The 16628-nt window shown below is 72.4% G+C and carries 15 protein-coding genes; 5 read left to right on the forward strand and 10 right to left on the reverse strand.

The window, feature by feature from the left end; all coding sequences use genetic code 11:
* Positions 1–19: 19 nt before the first annotated feature.
* Positions 20–601 carry a UbiX family flavin prenyltransferase gene (locus CCR87_RS16885; protein ID WP_201158712.1) on the forward strand — a complete coding sequence of 194 codons (582 nt, stop codon included), beginning with the start codon at positions 20–22 and terminating at the stop codon, positions 599–601.
* Between the two features lie 30 nt (positions 602–631).
* On the opposite strand, the gene CCR87_RS16890 is transcribed toward CCR87_RS16885, so the two are convergent.
* Positions 632–838, reverse strand: a complete 207-nt coding sequence (locus tag CCR87_RS16890; protein ID WP_201158713.1) for a cold-shock protein — start codon at positions 836–838, stop codon at positions 632–634.
* Between the two features lie 223 nt (positions 839–1061).
* On the opposite strand from CCR87_RS16890, the gene CCR87_RS16895 reads away from it, so the two are divergent.
* From CCR87_RS16895 to CCR87_RS16905, 3 genes are all read left to right on the forward strand, one after another.
* Positions 1062–1418 (forward strand): hypothetical protein, encoded by a 357-nt coding sequence (locus CCR87_RS16895; RefSeq protein WP_201158714.1) that lies wholly within the window; start codon positions 1062–1064, stop codon positions 1416–1418.
* A gap of 80 nt (positions 1419–1498) precedes the next feature.
* Positions 1499–3325, forward strand: coding sequence for an autotransporter assembly complex protein TamA (locus CCR87_RS16900; RefSeq protein WP_201158715.1), 1827 nt, complete (start codon positions 1499–1501; stop codon positions 3323–3325).
* Positions 3325–7746, forward strand: coding sequence for a translocation/assembly module TamB domain-containing protein (locus CCR87_RS16905; RefSeq protein ID WP_201158716.1), 4422 nt, complete (start codon positions 3325–3327; stop codon positions 7744–7746). Before CCR87_RS16900 ends, CCR87_RS16905 begins: the two co-directional genes overlap by 1 nt.
* A 3-nt stretch (positions 7747–7749) precedes the next feature.
* On the opposite strand, the gene CCR87_RS16910 is transcribed toward CCR87_RS16905, so the two are convergent.
* The gene (locus CCR87_RS16910; RefSeq protein ID WP_201158717.1) at positions 7750–7929 is read right to left on the reverse strand and encodes a hypothetical protein; all 180 of its coding nucleotides are present in this window, start codon (positions 7927–7929) and stop codon (positions 7750–7752) included.
* Entirely contained in the window at positions 7926–8501 is a 576-nt protein-coding gene (gene hpt / locus CCR87_RS16915; protein ID WP_201158718.1) for a hypoxanthine phosphoribosyltransferase, read from the reverse strand. Before hpt ends, CCR87_RS16910 begins: the two co-directional genes overlap by 4 nt.
* 72 nt (positions 8502–8573) lie before the next feature.
* Between hpt and CCR87_RS16920 the strand changes: the two genes are divergently transcribed.
* Positions 8574–9050 (forward strand): type II toxin-antitoxin system RatA family toxin, encoded by a 477-nt coding sequence (locus CCR87_RS16920; RefSeq protein ID WP_201158719.1) that lies wholly within the window; start codon positions 8574–8576, stop codon positions 9048–9050.
* A 9-nt stretch (positions 9051–9059) separates the two neighbouring features.
* Here CCR87_RS16920 and CCR87_RS16925 read toward each other — a convergent pair whose 3' ends face one another.
* From CCR87_RS16925 to CCR87_RS16955, 7 genes are all read right to left on the reverse strand, one after another.
* Positions 9060–9917, reverse strand: a complete 858-nt coding sequence (locus CCR87_RS16925) for a hydroxymethylglutaryl-CoA lyase (RefSeq protein WP_201158720.1) — start codon at positions 9915–9917, stop codon at positions 9060–9062.
* Positions 9914–11857, reverse strand: coding sequence for an ATP-binding protein (locus CCR87_RS16930; RefSeq protein ID WP_201158721.1), 1944 nt, complete (start codon positions 11855–11857; stop codon positions 9914–9916). Before CCR87_RS16930 ends, CCR87_RS16925 begins: the two co-directional genes overlap by 4 nt.
* 70 nt (positions 11858–11927) lie before the next feature.
* Positions 11928–12206: a hypothetical protein gene (locus CCR87_RS16935; protein ID WP_201158722.1), complete on the reverse strand. Its 279-nt coding sequence runs from the start codon at positions 12204–12206 to the stop codon at positions 11928–11930.
* A gap of 27 nt (positions 12207–12233) precedes the next feature.
* On the reverse strand, positions 12234–13841 hold the full coding sequence (locus tag CCR87_RS16940; protein ID WP_201158723.1) for a carboxyl transferase domain-containing protein: 1608 nt from the start codon (positions 13839–13841) through the stop codon (positions 12234–12236).
* A gap of 37 nt (positions 13842–13878) precedes the next feature.
* A complete protein-coding gene (locus CCR87_RS16945; RefSeq protein ID WP_201158724.1) occupies positions 13879–14865 on the reverse strand; it encodes a hypothetical protein in 987 nt (328 codons plus the stop codon).
* 22 nt (positions 14866–14887) lie between these two features.
* Positions 14888–16051, reverse strand: a complete 1164-nt coding sequence (locus CCR87_RS16950; protein ID WP_201158725.1) for an isovaleryl-CoA dehydrogenase — start codon at positions 16049–16051, stop codon at positions 14888–14890.
* 197 nt (positions 16052–16248) lie between these two features.
* Positions 16249–16628 (reverse strand): HAD-IA family hydrolase (locus CCR87_RS16955; protein ID WP_201158726.1); only part of this gene is annotated, 380 nt, incomplete at its 5' end.

Here is a 16628-nt window from a genome sequence, read left to right on the forward strand (position 1 = left end):
CCCTCTCGGGGGGCGGGGCATGAGCCGGGTGGTGCTGGGCGTGGCCGGTGCCTCGGGGGCGGCGCTGGCGCTGGCGGCGGCAGGGCATCTGGCGCGTCTGGGGGCGGAGGTGGATCTGGTGATCTCGCCCGCTGCCGAACGCACCCTGGCGGAGGAATGCGGGCCGCAGGCGCTGGCGCGGCTGGAGGGGCTGGTGACACGACGCCACAGCGTGCGCGACGTGGGGGCGGCCATCGCGTCGGGGTCGTGCCCGGTGGCGGGGATGATCGTGGCGCCGTGCTCCATGCGGTCGCTGGCGGCGATCGCGCACGGGCTGGATGACAACCTGCTGACGCGCGCGGCCGGGGTGCAGCTGAAGGAGCGCCGCCCGCTGGTGCTGCTCGCGCGCGAAGCGCCGCTGACGCTGGCGCATCTGCGCAACATGACGGCCGTGACCGAGATGGGGGCGATGGTGCTGCCGCCGGTGCCCGCCTTCTATCTGCGCCCCGAAACGCTGGATTCGGTGGTGTCGCAGATCGCCGCGCGGGCGGTGGATCTGTTGCGGCTGGGTGCTCCGGTGGCGCGGGGCTGGGACCCCGACGCGCCCCCGCGCCCGGAATGATCCGGGCGCGGGTCTTGCTGGTGCGTGACCTCAGAGCAGGCGCAGGTCCGAGGCGGATTCGCGCCCGTCGCGGCCCGACTGCAACTCGAACCCAACCTTCTGGTTGTCATCGAGGCCCTGCAGCCCGGCGCGCTCCACCGCCGAGATGTGGACGAACACGTCCTTGCCGCCCCCATCGGGCGCGATGAACCCAAAGCCCTTGGTGGCATTGAACCATTTCACAGTACCGGTCGGCATAGTTCCGTCGTCCCCTGTCGTGGTCGCGCGGCGGCATGATTGCCGTGCGCTGTGCGGCCCGGCCACCCATCCCCCCGCGGCTTGCGACACACGATCGGACCGGCGGCGCCAGACCGGGACCATCAAGGCCGAATCGGATGGAAAAATCAAGCGCGCGGCGGGCGGTCGGGGTTTTCGACGCACCTCCGGCGTGCGATGCAGGCGTCACGGGAGGACGGATGCGATGCGCAATGCGGCACTGGTTCTGGGGCTCATCGGTGGGCTGTGGGGGATGCTCGTGGGGTTTTTCAGCTTCGGCTACACCGAGCTTCTGGCCCGCTGGTCGGAGCTGGGGGACGTGCTGGGGCCGGTCGACAATCCGGTGCTGATCCGCACCGTCAGCCTGATGGCGCCGGTGCTGGCCATCGCGGGTGCGGCGATGGCCCGCTCGGAGCACATCGTGGGGGGGCTGCTGATGCTCGCGGCCACGGCGGGGATGGTCTTTGCCTTCGGGTTCGGGGTCTTCACCATGTTTCCCGTCGTGATGTGCGGCCTTGCGGGAGTGCTGGCGCTGCTTGCACGCCGGCCCGACCCGCATTGAGCGGCGCGGGGTGCGGATTTCCGCCGCAGCCGCGGCGGACAAAGTTGCGAAGCGGCCGCGTTCGTGCCAGAAGAAATCCAATGCACAAGGGTGATGTTCTTCGCACTTTCCTCGGGGATCTGGGGCGCCTCGGGGGGGCGGTGGCCTTGGGTGTGGCGCTGGCTGCGCCCGCCACGGCGCTGGAGCGTGTCACCCTGGACGCGCCCGGCGCCGGCAGCCGGATGGAGGCGGGCCTGCGCGCCGCCTCGCTGCTGCTGGAGGCGCAGACCGCCGGCATCGACGACCCGCAGGAGTTGCTGGCCGCGGCACGGGCGGAATATGGCCGGATGGTCGCGGTTCTGTACGGCGGCGGGTACTACGGCGGCAGCGTCTCGGTGCGCATCGACGGGCGCGAGGCGGCGGAGTTCGACGCGCTGGAGGTTCCGCGCGCGGTGCGCGAGGTCATCGTCAGCGTGGACCTCGGGCCGCGCTTCGTGTTCTCCCGCGCCGAGGTTGCGCCGCTGGCGCCCGGCACCGACCTGCCTTCGGGGTTCGCCGAGGGCGAGATCGCCCGCTCCGACCTGATCCGGCAGGCCACGCGCAGCGCCGTCAGCGGCTGGCGCACGGCCGGTCATGCCACCGCCAGCGCGGGGCAGGCGCGCATCATCGCCGATCACCCCGCCGCGACGCTGGATGCACAGGTGCCGATCCTGCCGGGGCCGCAGGTGCGCTTCGGGTCGCTGATCCTCAGCGGGAACGAGCGCATGCGCCCCAACCGCGTGCGCAAGATCGCGGGCTTTCCCGAAGGCGAGGTGTTCGATCCCGCCGCCATCGCGCTGGCCGCGCAGCGGCTGCGCCGCACCGGCAGCTTCACCTCGGTCGCGATGGTCGAGGGCGAGGCGCTGGGCCCCGGCAACACGCTGGATGTGACCGCCACACTGGTCGAGGCGCCGCTGCGCCGCTTTGGCTTCGGCGCGGAGCTCGACACCGACGATGGCGCGCGCGTCAGCGCGTTCTGGCTGCACCGCAACCTTCTGGGCGGAGCCGAGCGGCTGCGCATCGAGGGTGAGGTGGGCAGCATCGGCTCCAGCATCGGCGGGCAGGACTATCGCTTCTCGGTGCTGCTGACGCGGCCCGCCACCTTCACGCCCGAAACAACGCTGACCCTGTCGGCCATTGCCGAGACCGTCAACGAACGGGATTTCGACGCCCGCCGCGTCAGCATCGAGGCGGGGGTGCTGCACATCTTCTCGGACCGGCTGACGGCCGAGCTGGGCGTGGGGTATCTGTTCGAGCGCGCGCGTGATGTCCGCGGCAGCCGGTCGCGTTCGATCCTGACGCTGCCGGCGGGCCTGCGCTATGACGCCCGCGACGACGAGATCGACGCGCGCCGGGGGATTTACCTCGATGGGCGGGCCCTGCCGTTCTACGGGTTGCGGGGATCGGCCAGCGGCGCGCAGCTGCGGCTCGATGCACGCGGCTTCCTGCCGGTGGGCGAGCGGGTGGTGCTGGCGGGGCGGGCACAGATCGGATCGGTGCTCGGGGCCGCGCTGGAGGATACGCCGCGCCAGCTGCTGTTCCTGTCGGGGGGCAGCGGCACGGTGCGCGGGCAGCCCTATCGCGTGCTGGGGGTGGAGCGTCCGGCGCCGGGCGGGCAGACGGTCCGGCTGGGCGGGCGCGGCTTTGCCGGTGTGTCGGGCGAGGTGCGCGTGGCCGCGCGCGGCAACATCGGGGTGGTGGGGTTCGCCGACGCGGGCCTCGTCAGCGCCTCGAGCCTCTTTGACGACGGGGAATGGCACGCGGGCGCGGGCATCGGGCTGCGCTATGCCACCGGCATCGGGCCGATCCGGGTGGATCTGGCGGGCCCCGTGGCCGGGGACACCGGCAGCGGCGCGCAGCTTTACATCGGCATCGGGCAGGCGTTCTGATGCGCCGGTTTACCCCCCGCACGCTGGCCGCGCCGCTTGCGCTGGCCACCGCCTTTGCCGCGCCCGCGCCGCTGTGGGCCGAGGACGAGAATTTCCTGACGCGGCTGTTGCAGGACCAGCTGTCCGACGCCGGGCGCGAGGTGCGCATCCGGGGCTTTTCCGGCGCGCTGTCGTCGCGGGCGACCATCGCGGAGCTGACGATCGCGGATGACGACGGGGTGTGGCTGACACTGCGCGGGGCGGAGCTCGACTGGAACCGCGGGGCGCTGTTTCGCCGGGCGTTGCAGGTCAACGCCCTGAGCGCGGACGAGATCATCCTGGAGCGTCTGCCCGACACCGGCCCCGGCGACGCGCCCAGCCCCGAAGCGACGCCGTTCGCGCTGCCGGAGCTGCCGCTGTCGGTGGACATCGGCCGGATCGAGGCCGAGGTGCTGCGGCTGGGCGCGCCGATCCTCGGCCAGGAGGTGACGGTGCGCCTGTCGGGGGCGGCGCAGCTGTCGGGGGGGTCGGGCCGCACCGAGCTGGACATCACGCGCACCGATGGCGCCGAGGGCGCGCTGCGCCTGGAGGGCAGCTTTTCCAACACAAGCCGCGAACTGGCGCTGGACCTGAGCCTGCGCGAGGGGCCCGCCGGGATCGTGGCCGGGGCGCTGGGACTGCCGGGGGCGCCCAGCCTCGGGCTGGAGGTGGCGGGCGCCGGACCCTTGAGCGATTTTTCCGCCGACATCGCGCTGGAGACCGACGGGGCGCCGCGGCTGACCGGGGGCGTGGTGCTGGCGCGGGACGCGCAGGACGCGCAGACGTTTCGGGTCGACATCGATGGCGACATGCGGCCGCTGTTCATGCCGGCCTACCGCGACTTCTTCGGCGCGCAGGCGCGTCTTGCGGTGGCGGGGCGGCAGCGTGACGACGGCGGTCTGGTGCTGTCGCAGATCGACCTGACCACTGCGCAGCTGCGGCTGGAGGGGGGGCTGTCGCTGGGCGCCTCGGGCATTCCGGAGCGCGTGGCGCTGACGGGGCGGGTGGCGGCGGCCGATGGCGGCCCGGTGCTGCTGCCGCTGGCGGGCGATCCCACGACCATCGACGGGCTGGACCTCGTGGTCGATTTCGACGCCGCCCGGTCCGAGGACTGGAGCGCCGACATCACCCTTCGCGGGCTGGAGCGTCCCGACCTGGTCGCCGCGCAGGTGGCGCTGACGGGGGGCGGGCGGCTGGGCGACGATCCGCGCCGGGCCGATGGCGCGCTGCGCCTGGTAGCCGACGGGCTGGCCCCCGCCGACCCGGCCCTGGCCGAGGCGCTGGGCACGCGCGTCACCGCCGCGATGCGCATCGACTGGCGCGAGGGGACGCCGCTGCGGATCGAGGATCTGCGGCTGGAGGGGGCGGGCTATGGCCTCGTGGGGCGCGCCACCATCGACGGGCAGACCGTTGCGGGCGATGTCGAGGCGCGGCTCGATGACATGGCGCGGTTCTCCGGGCTGGCCGGACGGCCGTTGTCGGGGGGCGCGCGGGCGCGCATCGACGGCACGGCCGAGGTTCTGGACGGCGCCTTCGACGCCCGGATCGACGTCACCGGCACCGACCTGACCGCCGGCATCGACGAGGTCGACCGCCTGCTGGCCGGGACCGCCCGGATCGCCGGCGGGATGCGGCGCGACGGCGACGGTACCACGCTGGACGCGCTGTCGGTGACGGCGCAAGGCTTCACCGCTCAGGCCGACGGGGTGCTGCGCAGCGCCGATTCGGACCTGACCGTCACGGTGGAGTTTGCCGACATCGGCGTGCTGGGCCCGGAGTACGGCGGCGCGCTGCGGGCCGATGCGCGACTGGTCGGGGCGGGGGATCTGCAACGCCTGGAAGTCGATGCCACCGGCCGCGACATCACCACCGGCCTCGCCGAACTCAACGGCCTGCTGGCGGGCGAGTCGCGCATCGGCGTGCGCGCAAGCCTGGGCGCGGGGGTGGTGTTCCTTGACCGCGCGTCGCTGACCGCGACCACCCTGGAGCTGGAGGCCGAGGGTCGGCTGGGCGCGGCGGGCAGCGATCTGAGCGCGCGCCTCGATTTCACGGATCTGGGCGTGCTGGGGCCGGGCTGGTCCGGCGGGCTCGGCGCGCAGGCCCGGCTGCTGGAGGAGGGGGGCACCCGCCGACTGCGGCTGGAGGCCGAAGGGCGCGACCTGGCCGCGGGGCAGCCGCAGATCGACGGTCTGCTGGCGGGGGACAGCCGGATCGACCTCGATGCGGTGCAGGAGGCCGACGCGCTGGACATCGCGCGCTTCGACCTGACGACCGAACGCGGCCTGGAGGCGCGCGCCGCCGGACGCATCGCGCCCGAGCGCAGCGACTTCGAAGGGCGCGTGCGGCTTGCGGACCTGGCGGTTCTGGGGCCCGGTCTGGGCGGTCAGTTCGTGGCCGAAGGCAGCGTCACCGACGAAGGTGGCGCGCAGCAGCTGCGCGCGCTGGCCACCGCGACCGACATCGCCGTGGGCGTGGCCGAGGTCGACCGCCTGCTGGCGGGGCAGACCAGCATCGACATCGCCGCCGCCCTGCGCGAGGGCGTCGTCACCCTGGAGGCGCTGCGGCTGGCCAGCGCGACGGGGCTGTCGGCCACCGCCACCGGGCGCATGCAGGGCGACGACATCACGCTCGACGCCGATGCCGTGCTGGCGAACCTGGGCGTGCTGCGCCCCGATCTGTCCGGACGCATCGCCACCGAGGCCCGCTTCCGCGCCGAGGGCGCGCGGCGGACCCTCGACCTGGCGGCCGACGGGCAGGACATCACCACCGGCATCTTCGAGATCGACCGCCTGCTTCGGGGCACCGCGCGCATCAGCCTTCAGGCCGAGCAGCTGGGCGAGCGGTTGCGGGTGCGCGCGGCGCGGCTGACGACCCCGCTGCTGAGCGCGCAGGCCGACGCCACCGTCGACGGCACCTCCCGCCGGCTGGAGCTTCAGGCCCGGCTGGCCGATCTGGGCACGCTGGTGCCGGGCTTCGGCGGGCCTGCGACGGTGCAGGGCACCATCACCGACGCCGACGCCGCGGCCCAACGCTATGCCATCGACCTGCGGGGCACCGGGCCGGGCGGCATCGACGCGCGCGTCACCGGACAGATGGGGCGCGACCTGACGGCGGCGCTTGCGGTCAACGGGACGGCCAACCTGGCGCTGGTCAACCGCTTTGCCGATCCGCTGAACCTCCAGGGGCCGGTGCGGTTCGATCTGCGGCTGGACGGCCCGCCGGGGCTGGAGGCGCTGTCGGGCACGGTGGCGACCACGGGGGCACGGCTGGTGGTGCCGCAGGCGGGCCTGACGCTGGAGGGGATCGGCGCGAACATCGACCTGGGCCGCGGGCAGGTGTCGGTGGATGCCCGCGCGCAGGTCCAGGGCGGCGGGTCGATCACCGCGGGCGGGACGATCGGGCTGGGCGCCGGGCTTCCGGCCGCGCTGCGGATCGATCTGGCGGGTGCGCGGCTGACCGACCGGCGCATCTATGAGACCCGGGTGTCGGGGGGGGTCAGCATCGACGGGCCCCTGACGGGCGGCGGGCGCATCTCGGGCGCGCTGTCGCTGGCCGAGACGGAGGTCCGCATCCCCTCCACCGGCCTCGGGGTGGGCGGCTATACCCCGCCCGGCATCGTGCATGTGGGGGAAAGCGGGCCCGCGCGGCTGACCCGCCTGCGCGCCGGGATCAATGGCGATGCCGAGACCGCCGAGACTGGCGGCAACCCGTTTGCCCTCGATGTCACGCTGTCCAGCCCGAACCGGCTGTTCATCCGCGGCCGCGGCCTGGACGCCGAGATGGGCGGCGAGTTGCGCCTGACGGGCACCACCGCCCGGGTGATCCCGGCGGGGGAGTTCGCGCTGATCCGCGGCCGGCTCGATATCCTGGGGCGGCGGTTCACGCTGTCGGAGGGGGCGGCGCGGATGACCGGGCGCTTCGTTCCCTTCATCACCATGACGGCCACCACCCAGACCGATGGCGTCAACGCCTCCATCCTGGTGGAGGGGGAGGCGAACGACCTCGGCATCTCGTTCCAGTCGGTGCCGGATCTGCCGGAGGAGGAGGTCGTCGCCCTGATTCTGTTCGGCCGGGGCCTTGACCGGCTGTCGCCGTTCCAGGCGGCGCAGCTTGCCTCGGCGGTGGCGACGCTGGCCGGGCGCGGCGGCGAGGGGGTGGTGGGCAACCTGCGCCAGGGCTTCGGGCTGGACGATCTGGACGTATCGACGACCGATGACGGCCTCGCGGCGCTGCGGGTGGGGCGTTACCTGACCGAGAACATCTACACCGACGTCACCGTCGACAGCGAGGGCCGCAGCGAGGTGTCGATCAACCTCGATGTCAGCCGGTCGGTGACGGTGCGCGGGCGCACCGATACCGAAGGCCGCAGTGGCGTCGGCGTGTTCTTCGAGCGCGATTACTGACCCCTACCACGGCGCGCGGCCGCTCGGGCTGTTGGGGGTCAGCATCTCGGGCCAGCCCCAGATACGTTCCACGGCAAACAGCACGAGGCACAGCGCCATGATCGCCAGCACGAAGCGCACAGCCCCTTCGGACGGTGGCTGGCGCACCCAGCGCGCCATGCGCAGCAACCAGAACAGGTTCACGTCAGGAACCGCACCTTGCCGATGTGCGGCAGGTTACGGTTGAGCTGGGCATAGTCGATGCCGTAGCCCACGACGAATTCGTCGGGGATCTCGAACCCGGTCCAGGTGGCCTGCATCGGCACTTCCCGGCGCGAGGGCTTGTCGAGCAGCGCGCAGATTTCCAGCCGCCGGGGCCCGCGCGCGCGCAGCATCTGGGTCACGTGGCTCAGGGTGAAGCCGGTGTCGACGATGTCCTCGACCACCAGCACGTCGCGGCCCTGGATCTCGCCCGAGAGGTCCTTGAGGATGCGCACCTCGCGGGTGGACTGCATGCCGGTGCCGTAGGAGGACGCCTCGAGGAAGTCGACCTCCACCGGCAGGCGCAGTTCGCGCACCAGATCGGCGATGAAGATGAACGAGCCGCGCAGAAGCCCCACGACCACCAGCTTGTCGGTGTCGTGGAAATGCGCGGTGATCTCGCGCGCCAGCGCCTCGACCCTTGCGGCGATGGACTTGGCCGATATCATCTCGTCGATGACATAGGTCGGCACTTGTGCTGTGGTGTCGGGACGGGCTTGGGGGGGTTGCGTCATGTCGGACCCTTGATTTCGGTGCCCCATTCTACGACATGGAGCGCCAGTGTCACGCAGGGGAGGCCGCGTCCGATGCCGGCTCACGAGGAACATCGCAAACTGCCCTACAGCGCCGATCAGATGTATGATCTGGTCGCCGATGTGGCGCGCTACCCCGAGTTCCTGCCGTGGACGGCCGCCGCGCGCATCCGCTCGCGCAGGCCCTTTCCGGGCGGCGAGGTGATGGAGGCCGATCTGGTGGTCTCGTTCAAGGTCTTCCGCGAACGCTTCGGCAGCCGCGTGACGCTGTGGCACGCCGACCGGCACATCCAGACCGAATACATCGACGGGCCGTTTCGGCACATGAAGTCGCACTGGCGCTTCACCCCGCTGGAGGGGGGCGGCTGCGAGGTCGACTTCAGCGTGGACTTCGAGTTCCGCAACGCCATCCTGCAACGTCTGATCGGCGTGGTGTTCAACGAGGCGATGCAGCGCATCGTGCGCGCCTTCGAGACCCGGGCCGAGGCGCTGCACGGCAGCCGGGCCCAGCGCACCGCCGCCGGGCGCTGACGGCGCGCCTCAGCCGCCGCGCAACGACCGGGCCAGTCGGGCCGCACGCGCCAGCACCTCCGCGTCAAGCCCGGTGTGCAGCCCGCGTGCGGCAAGATGCGCGGCCACCGCCTCGGTCGCGACATTGCCCGCCGCACCCGGCGCATACGGGCAGCCGCCAAGCCCGCCCACCGCCGCGTCGAACACCCGCACGCCGTGGTCCAGCGCGACATCGATGTTGGCCAGCGCACGTCCGCCGGTGTCGTGGAAATGGCCCGCGAGCGCGGGCGCGGGCACGACCTCCAGAACGGCCTTGAGCATCCGCGCCACGGCCTGCGGGGTCGCCCGCCCGAGCGTATCGCCGAGGCTGATCTCGGCGCAGCCCATCGCGCGCAGGGCGGCGGCGACATGGGCCACCGCCTCGGGTGCCACCGGCCCGTCGAACGGGCAGTCGGTCACGCACGAGACATACCCCCGCACCGTCACCCCGTCGGCCCGGGCCGCCGCGCAGACCGGTGCGAATCGCTCCAGCGCCTCGGCCACCGACGCGTTGAGGTTGGCCCGCGAGAACCCCTCCGAGGCCGAGCCGAACACCGCCACCGCGTCGGCCTGCGCCGCGCGCGCGGCAAGGTAGCCCTTCATGTTCGGCGTCAACGCGCTGTAGCCGACCCCGGGCGCGCGGCGGATGCCCGCCAGCACGGCCGCGCCGTCGGCCATCTGCGGCACCCACCTGGGGCTGACGAAGCTTGCGACTTCGATCCGGGTGAACCCCGCACCCGACAACAGGTCGATGAGCGCGATCTTGTCGTCGGCGGGAATGATCCGCGCCTCGTTCTGCAGCCCGTCGCGGGGGCCGACCTCGACGATCTCGATGTCGCGCGGGGTCATGCGGGGTCGGCCTCCTCCAGCCGGATCAGGGGGGCGCCGGCCTCCACCTGTGTGCCCTCGGCCACCAGCACCTCGGCCACGCGACCTTCGCGGGCGGCGGTCAGGGTGTGCTCCATCTTCATCGCCTCGAACACCGCCAGCCGGTCGCCCAGCGCCACGGTGTCGCCCGCGGCCACGAACACCGCGCGCACCAGCCCCGGCATCGGCGCGCAGACCAGCGCCGCTGCGGCCTCGGTGCCGCCGCGCGCCAGCGGGTCGGGCACGGTGAAGTGCTGTGGCACCGCACCGAACAGATGCACCCCCGACGGCCCCGCCAGCAGGCGCCCCGGCGCGCGCACACCGTCCACCCACCATCCCGCCCCGTCGTGGCGGCAGGCGTGGCGGGTGCCTGCGATCTCCACGGTGAAGCGGCCGGGGGCCTCGGCCTCGATCACGGCCTCGTGCGGGGTGCCGGCCTCGGCCACGGTGACGCGACGGCGCAGCGCGGACCACAGCGTGAAGCCGGTGTCCGCTGCGCCGCCCTGCGCCAGACCCGCCGCGCCCAGCGCCGCGAGGGCCAGCGCCGGGCCGTTGGCGGCCGGCGCGTGGGTCAGCGCCTCCAGATCGCGCGCGATCAGGCCGGTGTCCACATCGCCCGCCGCAAACCCCGGATGGCGGGCCAGCGCGCCCAGAAAGGCGAGGTTGGTCACGGTGCCCGCGACCTCGGTCCGCGCCAGCGCGTCGGCCAGCCGTGCCAGCGCGATCGCGCGGGTGGGGCCGTGCACGATCACCTTGGCGATCATCGGGTCGTACCAGGGGCTGATGGTGTCGCCCGGCCGCACGCCCGAATCCGCCCGCACACCGGGTGCGAAGGCCAGATGCGCCAGCCGCCCCGTGGCCGGAAGGAACCCCGCCGGGACATCTTCGGCGTAAAGCCGCGCCTCGAAGGCGTGGCCGTCGATGCTCAGCTCCTCCTGACGGCGGGGCAGGGGTTCGCCGGAGGCGACGCGCAGTTGCCACTCCACCAGATCGACGCCGGTGATCGCCTCGGTCACCGGGTGCTCGACCTGCAGGCGGGTGTTCATCTCCATGAACCAGAAGCGGTCCTCGCGCAGCCCGTCCGAGGCGTCGACGATGAACTCCACCGTACCGGCGCCGCTGTAGCCGATCGCCTCGGCGGCGCGGACGGCGGCGGCACCCATGGCCTTGCGCATGCCCGCGGGCATGCCGGGGGCGGGGGCCTCCTCGATCACCTTCTGGTGGCGGCGCTGGAGCGAGCAGTCGCGTTCGAACAGATGCACGGCGTGGGTGCCGTCGCCAAAGATCTGCAACTCGATGTGGCGGGGCTTCTCGACGTATTTCTCCACCAGCACGGCGTCGTTGCCGAAGGCGGTGCGCGCCTCGGCCCGGGCGCTGGCGAGGGCCGCGGCAAAGTCGGCCGGGCGGGCCACCGTGCGCATGCCCTTGCCGCCGCCGCCCGCCACCGCCTTGATCAGGACGGGATATCCGATGGCGTCGGCCGCGCCCGCCAGATGCTCGGGGTCCTGGTTGGCGCCGTGATAGCCCGGCACGACCGGGACGCCGGCCTCGGCCATCAGCGCCTTGGCGGCGTCCTTCAGGCCCATGGCGCGGATCGCGTCGGCCGAGGGGCCGATGAACACCAGACCCGCCGCCGCCACCGCCGCCACGAAATCCGGGTTTTCCGACAGGAAGCCATAGCCGGGGTGGATCGCCTGCGCGCCGGTGGCGTGGGCCGCCGCGATGATCGCATCCCCGCGCAGGTAGCTGTCGGCGGGTGCGGGCCCGCCGATATGCACGGCCGCGTCGGCGGCGGCGACATGGGCCGACCCCGCGTCGGCGTCGGAATACACCGCCACCGTTTCCACCCCCAGCCTGCGGCATGTGGCGATGACACGGCAGGCGATTTCGCCGCGGTTGGCGATCAGGATGCGACGGAACATGCGGTCCTCCCGGTCAACGGTGCATCGAGAGCGGGCGGAGGCACCCGTCCGGCGCCGCGCGCGCGGCCCGTCACAGCGCGCCTCGCCAGACGCTCACGCCCACCCAGACGAACACCAGAACGCCGGTGACGCGCCAGATCTCGGACGGGCCGAAGGGGGTGGGCACCTGCGCGGCCCCGATCACCGGCAGCACCATGCCCCAGACGGTCACCAGCACCAGCCCCGCCCCCAGCGCCATCCACGCCACATGGCCGGGGCGGTCGCGTGACACCTCCGCCAGCCGCATCCGGCCGCGCGGCACCAGCAGCAGCCACAGCACGAACAGCGTGATCAATCCCGCCACGATCATCGATGCAGCCCTTTCACATCCGGCCCCTCACATGCGGAACACGCCAAAGCGCGTCTCCTCGATCGGGGCGTTGAGCGCCGCGCGCAGGGACAGCGCCAGCACCGTGCGTGTCTTGCGCGGGTCGATGATCCCGTCGTCCCACAGCCGCGCCGAGGCATGCAGCGGATGGGACTGGCGCTCGAACATCTCCACCGTGGGACGCTTGAAGGCCTCCTCCTCCTCGGCGGACCAGGTCTTGCCGGCGCGCTCCATCGCGTCGCGGCGCACGGTCGCCAGCACGCCCGCGGCCTGCGCGCCGCCCATCACGCCGATGCGGCTGTTGGGCCATGTCCACAGGAAGCGCGGGCTGTAAGCGCGCCCCGACATGCCATAGTTGCCCGCCCCGAAGGATCCGCCCACCAGCATCGTGATCTTGGGCACCGCCGTGGTGGCCACCGCCGTCACCATCTTGGCGCCATGCCGGGCGATGCCCTCGTTTTCATACCGGCGGCCGACCATGAAGCCGGTGATGTTCTGCAGGAACACCAGCGGGATGCGGCGCTGGCTGCACAGTTCGATGAAATGCGCGCCCTTCACGGCGCTTTCCGAGAACAGAACGCCGTTGTTGGCGATGATCCCCACCGGCATCCCCTCGATATGGGCAAAGCCGGTGACGAGGGTCTCGCCGAAGCGCGGCTTGAACTCATCGAGCCGCGAGCCGTCGACGACCCGCGCGATCACCTCGCGGATGTCATAGGGGGTGCGCAGGTCGGCCGGGACCACGCCCAGGATGTCATCGGGGTCGTAGGCGGGCGGCTCGGGCGTGGCCAGCGCGGGGTGGGTGGGGGTGGCCCGGTTGAGGTGGCGCAGCGCCTCGCGCGCCAGCGCCAGCGCATGGGCGTCGTCCTCGGCCAGATAGTCGGCGACGCCGGACAGGCGGGTGTGCACGTCGCCGCCGCCCAGATCCTCGGCCGTCACCACCTCGCCGGTGGCGGCCTTCACCAGCGGCGGGCCGGCGAGGAAGATCGTGCCCTGCTCGCGCACGATCACCGTGACGTCCGACATCGCCGGGACATAGGCGCCCCCGGCGGTGCACGACCCCATGACGACGGCGATCTGCGCGATGCCGGCGGCACTCATCCGGGCCTGGTTGTAGAAGATGCGGCCGAAGTGGTCGCGGTCGGGGAACACCTCGTCCTGGTTCGGCAGGTTGGCGCCGCCCGAATCCACCAGATAGACGCAGGGGAGCCGGTTCGCCTCGGCGATCTCCTGAGCGCGCAGGTGCTTCTTCACGGTCATCGGGTAGTAGGTGCCGCCCTTGACGGTGGCGTCGTTGGCGACGACCATGACCTCGGCGCCGTGGACCCGGCCGATGCCCGCGATCACCCCTGCGCACGGCGCCGCGCCGTCATACATGCCGTGCGCGGCCGTCGCGCCCACCTCCAGGAACGGCGATCCGGGGTCCAGCAGCCCCGCCACCCGCTCGCGTGGCGCCATCTTGCCGCGCGCCTCGTGACGCGCGCGCGCGGCGTCGCCGCCGCCGGCTGCGGCCCATTCGGCGGCCTGCGACACCTCGGCCAGGGCCGCGAGGTGTGCTGCGCGGTTGGCGCGGAACGCCTCCGATCCGGGGGCTGCGGTGGATGTCAGCACGGCCATGTTGGTGCTCCTGCGTTGGGTCCGACCCCCGCCGTGCTCATGCCGCCTCTCCCAGCAGCCTGCGGAAGGCGCGCTTGTATCTTTGCTGAAAGGTGAACCGCTCGCGGGTGAAGGGGACGAAGGGGCGCAGCGCCGTGCCCGCCCGCCGGTCGGCGTTGGAATAGAACAGCGACCCCGAGCCCAGCGCCGACAGCAGCCAGTACTTCGACGGGCCGCTGACATGCAGGCACTTGGCGCGGGGGATCGGCTCCAGCTTGAGGGTCAGGTGGCCGGGCAGGCCGGCCGCCACCGCCGCACGCTTGAACGTCCCGCGCTGCCAGCACCGCCATGCGGTCGCGTCCAGGTATCCGCCGCCGATGCGCATCGCCAGCGCCGACCACACCAGCGCCTCGATGTGCATGAAGCGGGTGTAGCGTCCGACATCGAGCGCGCCCACCACCCCCTCCAGCCAGGCCGGGTCGATGGCGTCCGCGCGCACCTGTGCGACGCCGATGTCGACGTGGTCGGCGAGCGGGATGCCGGCGTCGAAGGCGCGGATGACGGCGTCGGGCGGGAGCAGGCAGTTGGGGCGCTGGAACATCAGGGCCAGGCCCCGCTCCGGGGTCGGCTCGAAGCGGAAGGCGTTGGGAAAGAACAGGTCGGGGTCGAGGACGATCATCTCCTGATCGCCATCGCTCAGCAGCAGGGGGTCGGTGATCTTGCGCCAGCAGGGGTGGCCGTCGCGAAACGCCCGCAGGGCGGGGAGGGCAGCAAAGCGCCGGGCCGCGAGGGCGTCGAGATCACCGGCGCAATACAGCGCGATGTGGTGCCGGTCGCCCGCGGCGAGGGTGGCAATGAAGTCGCGCAGTTGTGTGACCTCGTCCTGGGTGTCGACGACAAGGTGCAGGTCCAGCGGTTCGGCCGACTGTGCGGTCAGCCCCTCCAGACAGACCGACGCATAGGGCAGCGAGCGGGCCGAGAAGATCATGAAGACCCGGCGGCGCGCGGCCGATGCGTCGAACAGGGGTGTCGGGTCGGGCTTCATCGGGGGGTCCTCCGGGGGGCGCTCAGCGCATCGCCCCCATCATCTCGCGGCCGATCAGCATGCGGCGGATCTCGGAGGTGCCGGCGCCGATCTCCATCAGTTTCGCGTCGCGGAAGAGGCGCGCGACGGGGCTGTCGTTGAGGAACCCCGCGCCGCCCATGGCCTGCACGGCCTGGTGGGCCTGCACCATCGCCTGTTCGGAGGCATAGAGCACGCAGGCGGCGGCGTCCTGGCGGGTGACGCGGCCCTGGTCGCAGGCCCGCGCCACGGCATAGACATAGGCGCGCGCGGTGTTCATCGCGGTGTACATGTCCGCGATCTTGCCCTGCATCAGCTGGAAGTCCCCGATGGAGGTGCCGAACTGCTTGCGCTCCACCATGTAGGGCATGATCGCATCCAGGCAGGCGGCCATGATGCCGGTGCCGATGCCCGCCAGCACCACGCGTTCGTAATCGAGGCCCGACATCAGCACGCGCACGCCGCGGCCTTCCTCGCCGAGGATGTTCTCGAAGGGGACCTCCACATCCTCGAACACCAGCTCTGCGGTGTTGGAGCCGCGCATGCCGAGCTTGTCGAAATGCGGGCTGGTCGAGAACCCCTTCATGGTCTTCTCGATCAGGAAGGCGGTGATGCCCTTCGATCCGGCCTCCGGGTCGGTCTTGGCATAGACCACGAGGGTGTCGGCATCGGGGCCGTTGGTGATCCAGTACTTGGTGCCGTTGAGCACGAAGCGGTCGTTGCGCTTTTCCGCGCGCAGCTTCATGCCGACGACGTCCGATCCGGCGCCGGCCTCGGACATGGCCAGCGCGCCGACATGGTCGCCGCTGATCAGGCCGGGCAGGTAGCGCGCCTTCTGCTCGGGCGTGCCGTTGAGCTTGATCTGGTTGACGCAGAGGTTGGAATGCGCGCCGTAGGACAGGCTGACGGAGGCCGAGGCGCGGGCGATTTCCTCGATCGCGATGGTGTGGGCGAGGTAGCCCATGCCGGCGCCGCCGAATTCCTCGTCGACCGTGATGCCGAGCAGGCCCAACTCGCCCATCTCGCGCCACAGCGCGTGCGGGAAGACGTTGTCGCGGTCGATGGCGGCGGCCATGGGGGCCACGCGCTCCTGTGCCCAGCGGTGGACCATCTCGCGCAGGGCCTCGATGTCCTCGCCCAGATCAAAGGCGAGCGTTGCGGTGAACATCGGTATCGTCCTCCCCCCGGGTGCCCCCCTCCCGGGGCGATGCGTCATGGCTAGTGGGGAAGGCGGCGTCGGTCAACGGCCGTGAGGGCAGGGGCGCCGCCGGCGGGGGCATCGAGCCCCCTTGGCGGCGGGGTCCGCCGGTCGGCGGACCCAATGGCGCGCATGTCACCGGCGCGCATGGCCCCCGGCGTTCGGGGTCAGCGGTGGGGCACCAGGCGGTCGGCGAGCGGCCCCAGCGCCCCGTAGGTGTCGAGCAGCGCATCGGGGTCGAGGCGCGCCACATCGCCGCCCTCGGGGCCGAAGGTCACCAATGCCACCGGGACGCCGGCGGCGCGGGCGGTGTCGCGGTCGGTCACGGTGTCGCCCAGCAGGAACGAGCGCGCGGTCTGTCCGCCAAGGCGGTGCACCGTCTCCAGGTACGGGGCGGGGTCGGGCTTGCGCACCGGCAGGCAGCCCTGGCCCACCAGCGCGGCGAAGAGGTCGCGCATCCCGAGGCGGACGAGCAGCAGTTCGGCCAGGTGGGTGGGCTTGTTCGTGCAGATCCCCACCCGCCAGCCCGCGCGCGCCAGCCCCTCCA

Origin of the sequence: Rhodobaculum claviforme (assembly GCF_016653255.1) — a bacterium.
GTDB classification, from domain to species: Bacteria; Pseudomonadota; Alphaproteobacteria; order Rhodobacterales; family Rhodobacteraceae; genus Rhodobaculum; species Rhodobaculum claviforme.